This is a genomic window from Achromobacter colocynthidis (assembly GCF_057334535.1).
The window spans coordinates 670,391-676,730 of record NZ_JBHFIZ010000039.1 but is presented as its reverse complement, the minus strand read 5'-3'; the positions used below and the strand labels follow the sequence as shown (position 1 = coordinate 676,730).

Annotated in this window: 7 protein-coding genes; 5 read left to right on the top strand and 2 right to left on the bottom strand. The window is 65.3% G+C overall.

Annotated elements, in window-relative coordinates:
- Nucleotides 1-40: 40 nt before the first annotated feature.
- The 5 genes from ACE04A_RS29460 (at nt 41) to ACE04A_RS29440 (ending at nt 4,628) form a co-directional block, all read left to right on the top strand.
- Complete coding sequence (locus ACE04A_RS29460) at nt 41-937, top strand: TonB family protein (protein ID WP_279995068.1); 897 nt, start codon at nt 41-43, stop codon at nt 935-937.
- Nucleotides 934-1,797 carry a shikimate dehydrogenase gene (gene aroE / locus ACE04A_RS29455; RefSeq protein ID WP_485820794.1) on the top strand — a complete coding sequence of 288 codons (864 nt, stop codon included), beginning with the start codon at nt 934-936 and terminating at the stop codon, nt 1,795-1,797. Before ACE04A_RS29460 ends, aroE begins: the two co-directional genes overlap by 4 nt.
- 5 nt (nt 1,798-1,802) lie before the next feature.
- Nucleotides 1,803-2,528 (top strand): monofunctional biosynthetic peptidoglycan transglycosylase, encoded by a 726-nt coding sequence (gene mtgA, locus ACE04A_RS29450; RefSeq protein ID WP_259252963.1) that lies wholly within the window; start codon nt 1,803-1,805, stop codon nt 2,526-2,528.
- Nucleotides 2,529-2,619: 91 nt separating this feature from the next.
- A complete protein-coding gene (gene lptG / locus ACE04A_RS29445; protein ID WP_259252962.1) occupies nt 2,620-3,798 on the top strand; it encodes an LPS export ABC transporter permease LptG in 1,179 nt (392 codons plus the stop codon).
- Nucleotides 3,795-4,628, top strand: a complete 834-nt coding sequence (locus tag ACE04A_RS29440; RefSeq protein ID WP_279995070.1) for a symmetrical bis(5'-nucleosyl)-tetraphosphatase — start codon at nt 3,795-3,797, stop codon at nt 4,626-4,628. Before lptG ends, ACE04A_RS29440 begins: the two co-directional genes overlap by 4 nt.
- 272 nt (nt 4,629-4,900) lie before the next feature.
- Here ACE04A_RS29440 and ACE04A_RS29435 read toward each other — a convergent pair whose 3' ends face one another.
- Both ACE04A_RS29435 and ACE04A_RS29430 read right to left on the bottom strand, forming a co-directional pair.
- Nucleotides 4,901-5,626, bottom strand: coding sequence for an amino acid ABC transporter ATP-binding protein (locus ACE04A_RS29435; RefSeq protein WP_259252960.1), 726 nt, complete (start codon nt 5,624-5,626; stop codon nt 4,901-4,903).
- Nucleotides 5,623-6,339, bottom strand: coding sequence for an amino acid ABC transporter permease (locus ACE04A_RS29430; protein ID WP_100853238.1), 717 nt, complete (start codon nt 6,337-6,339; stop codon nt 5,623-5,625). The genes ACE04A_RS29435 and ACE04A_RS29430 overlap by 4 nt, the downstream gene beginning before the upstream one ends.
- Nucleotide 6,340: the final 1 nt, after the last annotated feature.

Below are 6,340 nucleotides of genomic sequence, written 5' to 3'. Positions count from 1 at the left end.
GCATGCCCCCCCCGACGCGGACTCGCCTTACAATGCGACCGTGCAACGCCCTGACTCCCCCTCCCCGCTAGGCCGTTACCTGCGGTGGCTGGGCGCTCCCGCCCAGCACTACCTGCGTATCGGCATTGCAATATCGCTGTTGGTGCACGCCGGCGCCCTGGCGTGGCGGTTCGGCGCGCCCGCGCTGACGCGCCCGCCCGTGACCAGCCTGGAAGTGGTGCTGTTGAACGCGCGCAGCGAAACGCCGCCTGAGGCGCCACGCGCCCAGGCCCAGAACCAGATGAGCGGCGGCGGCAACGCCGAACGCGGCATGACCACCACGCCGCTGCCCCAGACCGGCGAGTCCGCCGAGACCATCGTGCTGGAGGCCATGCGCAAACGCCAGGTGCAGTTGGAAGCCGAACAGACCCGCCTGATGACGCAGTTGCGCTCGGCGGACAAGGCGGGCGCCGAACGGCAGGCCGTGAACCCGTGGCCGGATGGCGCCGACCTGGGGCAAGACGCCGAAGACCAGGCCAGCGTCATTCAGAATGCCCAAGTGGCCGCCCTGGCCGAACGGGTCCAGCAATACAGCAACGAACCGCGCAAGCAATTCGTGGCGCCCTCGGCCGAAGCCTCGCGCTACGCCGCGTACCTGGACGCCTGGCGCGCCCGCATCGAGGCCATCGGCACCCAGCACTATCCCGACGAGGCGCGGGGACGCATCTATGGCTCGTTGCGCATCACCGTGTCGGTGCGTGCCGACGGCAGCATCGCCGACGTGGAAATCGACCAACCGTCCCAGCACGCCGTGCTGAACCAGGCCGCCCGCCGCATTGTCCAGCTGGCCGCGCCCTTCCCCCCCTTCCCGCCCGATATCGCCCGCGATACGGACGTGCTGGTCATCACCCGCACCTGGCACTTCGTCAACGACACCCTGGAAACACAAGCCCCATGACCGAGGCGTCCCCTCTTGCCCGCTACGCCGTCATCGGCAACCCCATCGCGCACAGCCGCTCGCCCCAGATCCACGCCCTGTTTTCCCAACAAACCGGCAAGCCACTCAGCTACGAGCGGCTGCTGGCGCCGGTTGATGGCTTTGCCGACGCCGTTGCCGCGTTCGTGGCCGAGGGCGGGCAAGGTCTGAACGTGACGGTGCCGTTCAAGCTGGACGCCTACGCGCTGGCGGCGAGTCATCTGTCCACCCGCGCGCGGCTGGCTGGCGCGGTCAACACCTTGTCCTGGCGCGATGGCGCCTGGCACGGCTGCAATACCGACGGCGTGGGCCTGGTGTCCGACCTGCTGCGCCTGGGCGTGCATCTGTCCGATGCCGCCGTGCTGCTGGTGGGCGCGGGCGGCGCCGCCCGGGGCGTGCTGCAACCACTGGCGCAAGCCGGCTGCGCGCACATCCATATCGTCAACCGCACCGCGGCCAAGGCTTTGGAGTTGGCCGACGCCTGGCGCGCCAGCGGGGTGTCGCCGCAAACCCAGGTCACGGCGGGCGGCCTGTCCGACGCCGCGCGGCCGGGCGGCTGGAACGTGGTCATCAACGCCACGGCCAGCGGCTTGCAGGATGCCGCGCCCACATTGCCGGGCGGCCTGTACGCCGATGGCGCGGCGGCCTACGACATGATGTATGGCGCCAGGCCCACCGCCTTCATGAAGCAGGCCGAGGCCGACGGCGCCGCGCTGACGGCCGACGGCCTGGGCATGCTGGTGGGCCAGGCCGCCGAGAGCTTTTTCATCTGGCACGGCGTGCGCCCCGACCCGGCGCCCGTGCTGGCCGCGCTGCGCGAGGCCCTGGCGGCCGGGCATTAAGCGGCATGGCGACGCGCAAGCAAGGCCGATCCTGGTTCCGGATCACCACCGGCGTGCTGATGGCGCTGGTGTGCGCGGTGCTGCTGTACCAATTCTGGCTGTTCTCGCAGGTGGTCTGGTACAACTACCGCGACCCCGGCAGCAGCGCCATCATGCGCGAAGAACGCTCGCGCCTGCGCGAAGGCAACCCCGCCTTCCAACTGAAATATGACTGGGTGCCCTACGACAAGATCAGCCGAAATCTCAAGCGCGCGGTGGTGGCGTCCGAGGATTCCAAGTTCACCGAACACGACGGCATCGAGTGGGACGCCATCCGCAAGGCCTGGGAATACAACCAGCGGCAGGAAGAGGCCGGCCGCAGCAAGATGCGCGGCGGCTCCACCATCACGCAGCAACTGGCCAAGAATCTGTTCCTGTCCAATTCCCGCAGTTACATCCGCAAGGGCCAGGAGCTGGTGCTGACCTACATGATCGAACACGTCATGAGCAAGGAACGCATTCTTGAGCTGTATCTGAACGTGGCGGAATGGGGCGTGGGCGTGTTCGGCGCGCAGGCGGCCGCGCAGCACTACTTCAATACCTCGGCCGCCAATCTCAGCGCCAGCCAGTCGGCGCGGCTGGCGGCCATGCTGCCCAACCCCCGCTTCTACGACACCCGCCGCAATTCCAACTACCTGAACTCCCGCGTGGGTGTCCTGACCCGCCGCATGCGGATGGTTGACATCCCCTGACACGCAAAAGCACGCGCCACCGTCCGGTCATCCCCACCCTGGAGGGCGGGATTTGTTAAGCTTTCACGTTTAGCGCTCCCCCATCATTTTCATGCGTACCGCACGTCGCTACCTGGCCCGCGAGATCTATCGCTCTTGTGCAGTGGTCCTTATGGCCCTGCTGGGCCTTTTCACGTTCTTCGCGCTGGTGGACGACCTGGACAACGTGGGCGACAAGTTCTCCATGATGGCCCTGCTCTACATGCAGGCGCTGGCCATTCCCACCCGCTTGTATGACCTGCTGCCCATCGGGCTGCTGATCGGCGCGATCCTGGCGCTGGCCGGCCTGGCCCAGCGCAACGAGCTCGTCATCCTGCGCGTGTCGGGCGTCAGCGGCATGCGCCTGTTGCGCATGCTGTGGGTGGTGACCATTCCGCTGATGATCGGCGCGGCCCTGCTGTCCGAATACGTCACGCCCTGGGCCGAGATCAAAACAGGCGAAGCCAACCTGATGTTTCGCGGCAAGGCCGGCGGCGACCGCCTGAAAAGCGGCTACTGGTTCAAGGAACCCACCGCCGATGGCGGCATGCGCATCATCAATATCGCCGAACTCAAGGGCGACGGCCAAGTGGCCGGCATCACCCTGTACGAATTCAAGAAAGACCAGACGCTGACCGCCCTGTCCACCGCGCCCACCGGCTTGTTCGCCCACGGCGACCTGGTGCTCAAGGACGTCTCTGAGACGCGCCTGGATGACGACGCGGCCGATGCCTTGGCCGACGCCCGCCAGCCGAAGAACCCACCCGCCTCGGTGGTGAAGCTGCCCGAGCGCACGCTGGACACGACCCTTAGCGCCGAACGCCTGCTGGCCCGCGTGCTGACGCCCGAGCGCATGTCCATCGTTACCCTGTTGGACTATGTGGAGTATTTGCGCGACAACCAACTGCAATATGGTCGACAGGTAGTCGCCCTGTGGCGCAAACTGGCGTATCCCTTCACCCTGCTTGTGATGATCACGATTGCCGCCCCCATCGGCCTGATGCAAACGCGCCGCGGCGGCGTGGGCGCGAAGGTGTTCATCGGCATCTTGCTGGGCGTGGGCTTCTTCATGCTGAACCAGTTGGCGTTGAACGTGGGCATGCTGGGCAAATGGCCGCCCTGGTTCACCGCACTGGGTCCGAATATCGGCGCCATGGCGCTGGCGCTGGGCGCCATGAGCTATATGGAATACCGCCACACGATTACCCGCATCGTTCAACAACGTTGGCCCTGGAGCAAGAGTCCCGCATGAACGGCAGTATCTGGATGATCGGCGACGTGCAGGGATGCTGCTCGCCGCTGGATCGCTTGCTGGCCCATCCCGACCTGGTCGGAGATCCCCGCTCGCGCTTCTGGTTCGCGGGCGACCTGGTCAACCGTGGCCCCCAGTCGCTGGAGACCCTGCGCCGCATCGTCGACCTGGGCGACCGCGCGACCTCGGTGCTGGGCAACCATGACCTGCACCTTCTGGCCGCCGCCGCCGGGGTGCGCAAGCCGTCAAAGTCGGACACGCTGGACGAAATCCTGCGCGCGCCTGACGCCACCGACCTGATCAACTGGCTACGTTTTCGCCCCCTGGCCCATTTCGAACAGGGTCACCTGCTGGTGCATGCGGGCACCTTGGCGAAGTGGGATGTCGCCAAGACGCTGGCCCTGGCCGGGGAAGTACAGGACGCCTTGCGTGGCCCGAATTGGCAGAAGGCGCTGCAAAAGATGTACGGCAACGAGCCGGCCACGTGGAAAGAAGACCACAAGGGCGGCAAACGGATGCGGGTCATCATCAACGCGCTGACGCGCATTCGCCTGTGTACCCCGAACGGTCACATGGAGTTCGCCACCAAGGTCGCCCCCGGCGCCTGGCCCCCGGGCCTGGTGCCCTGGTTCGACGTCCCCAACCGCGCCACGCGCGACATCACGACGGTGTTCGGCCATTGGTCCACGCTGGGCTTGCTGCAGCGACCCGACGTCATCTGCCTGGACACCGGCTGCGTCTGGGGCGGTTCCTTGACCGCGCTACGCTTGCAGGACCGCAAGCTGGTGCAGGTAAAGTGTTCGCAATTCCAGGACCCGTTGTCGGAATAACGGATCACGCATCCGTTGCTGATGGGTTACGTGCGGCAAGCACCGCATTTTTTCGGGCCGTCCACCTCGCACTTCACCCATCCTACGAAGCCAAACCGTAGGATCGTAGGATGGGTGAAGCGCGGCAGGGCCGCCAAAAGAACCCATTCCACGACCGCGCGCAACCCATCACCGCCACACCCAAACCGTCCCCGTAGGATGGGTGAAGCGCGCCAAGGCCGCCAAAAGAACCCGGTTCAAGAACGCGCGCAACCCATCACTCCCCAAAAAACTCAATGCCGAATCTCCGCCAGGAACTTCTGCGCCCGCACCGTTCCCGGCCGGTTGAAAAACTCCTCCGGCGCCCCCGTCTCCACGATCCGCCCCGCATCCATGAACCACACCCGGTCCGCCACCTCTCGCGCGAACCCCATCTCGTGTGTCACGCACACCATCGTCATTCCATCCCGGGCCAACCCCTTCATCACCTGAAGCACCTCGCCCACCATCTCCGGATCCAACGCGCTGGTCGGTTCATCGAACAACATCACCGGCGGATTCATCGCCAACGCCCGCGCGATCGCCACCCGTTGCTGCTGCCCACCTGAAAGCTGGGCCGGATACGCCTCGGCCTTGTGCGACAGCCCTACCCTTTCCAGCAACTGCATCGCCCGCTCGCGGGCCTCGGCGCGTTTTGCGCGCTTGAGTTGCAGCGGCGCCAGCATCAGGTTTTCCAGCACCGACAAATGCGGGAACAGGTTGAACTGCTGGAACACGAATCCAATATGGCTGCGCAACTGATCCAGATGCACCTTCGGGCCATAGATATCCTGGCCATTGACCTCGATCACGCCCTTCTGAATAGGCTCCAGGCGGTTCACGGTACGGATCAGTGTGGACTTGCCCGACCCCGATGGCCCGCAGACCACCACCACCTCTCCCTGCTTGACCTCTTCGGTCACGTCGGCCAGCGCCTGGTAGTCGCCGTACCACTTCTGCACTTGTGAAAATCGGATCATGTCGGCACCACTTTAGAGACAGCCCCAAGCCCGGCGCGCCGTCTGCCGATACGTCGTTCGGTCAGGTGCACCAATGAACTCAGGCCAAAATTCAGAATGAAATACGTCATCGCCAGCAAGCCGAACACCTCGAACGGCTTGGTCAGCAAGACGCTGTTGATCTGGTTGGCGGCGTAGGTCAGTTCCTGCACGCTGATCACATAGGCCAGCGACGTTTCCTTCACCGTCGACACGAACTGGCTCAGCATGCTGGGCAGCATGTTGTAGAGCGCTTGCGGCAGGATGACGCGCCGCATCGTCTGCATGTACGACAAGCCCAATGCCCGGCTGGCCTCTTGCTGCCCCGGCGGCAAGGCCTGGATACCCGCGCGGATGATCTCGGCCAGGTAGGCGCTTTCGTAGCAGACCAGCGCCACCACCATCGTGGTCGTGCCCGCAACGGGGCGGCCGATGATGATCGGTACAAAAAAGTACGCCCAGAAAATGAACATCAAGAGCGGCAGGCCGCGCACCAGATACACCACCGCCGATGACGGCCAGTAGAAGATGCGGTACGGGCTGATGCGACCCAGCGCCAGCAGCACGCCGCAAGGCAAGGCCAGCGTCAGGCTGATGGCCGCCAGGCCCAGCGTGGCCACCAGCCCGCCTATCGGGCCGTGCGGATACTGCCCGATCAGAAGCAGCAGCCAATTGTCTTTCAGTATGTCCCACATC